This is a genomic window from Flavobacterium bomense, assembly GCF_003970355.1.
Genome location: NZ_RYDJ01000298.1, coordinates 1 through 1009, shown reverse-complemented (window position 1 = coordinate 1009; position 1009 = coordinate 1). Strand labels below are relative to the sequence as shown.

The window sequence follows — 1009 nt, the reverse complement described above, 5'->3', positions numbered from 1 at the left end:
TTTATCTCCTTTTAAAGTTACAATAACTGTCCAAAAACAAATTTTAATGTCAGCGATTAAACTCCAACGCTGTACATATTCGATATCTTTATTAACCCGTCGGATCATATCATTTACAGTTTTAGTTTCGCCTCGAAGACCCGAGACTTGTGCTAAACCTGTGATCCCTGGCTTGACAAAATGACGAACCATAAAATTATTAATATGGTCATTATAGTCAGAGGTATGTTTTATCATATGAGGGCGTGGCCCAACAACACTCATATTTCCCATAAATACATTAAAAAATTGCGGGAATTCATCCAAACTAGTTCGACGGAGGAATTTGCCAATTGGGGTTACACGATCATCTCCTTTTTTAGCTTGTTGACTTTCATCACCGACATTTATATACATGCTCCGAAATTTATAACAACAAAAGGGTTCGTTTTTTTTACCTGTTCGCATTTGTTTGAATAAAACTGGCCCCTTACTTTGTCTTTTGATAAGGAAGGCTAATAAAGGATAGAGCCACGACAAGATTAAAACAATGACCAAACTACTAAAAACAAGATCGAATATTCTCTTAACTAAACGATTATAGGCGTTCTGAAGTGGCTCAAATCGAGGCTTTATAACATGAAAATTATCTAAATGGCTGGAACTAAAATGTTTTTTTGAGATTAGTGAAAAATCAGGAACAAATTTCAAACGCATACAATGCTTATCACCAAGTTCAAAGAAATAATTTAAATCAGAAATTAAATCGGGTTTAGATACAATGTATAGTTCATTGACATTGTTCTCTGATGCATTAATAATAGCATCGGAAAGTGCTAAACTAAATTCTTCATTTGTTGTATAATTCTCAGACGAATTTTCATTAAGAATACCCATAAAATGGATAAAATACGAATGGGTCTCCAAATGAGACGCTAATTCAATACTCGTTTTATTAAATCCCCAAATCGCTACTGTATAACGCTTTACAACCCATCTTTTTATATTTCCTGTTATTAGTGCAAACAAA

General features: G+C 33.3%; 1 protein-coding gene. It reads right to left on the bottom strand.

Going from position 1 to position 1009, the window contains the following annotated elements; genetic code table 11:
* On the bottom strand, positions 1-1009 hold a 1009-nt coding region (locus EKL98_RS17445; RefSeq protein ID WP_126563276.1), incomplete at both ends, for an exopolysaccharide biosynthesis polyprenyl glycosylphosphotransferase.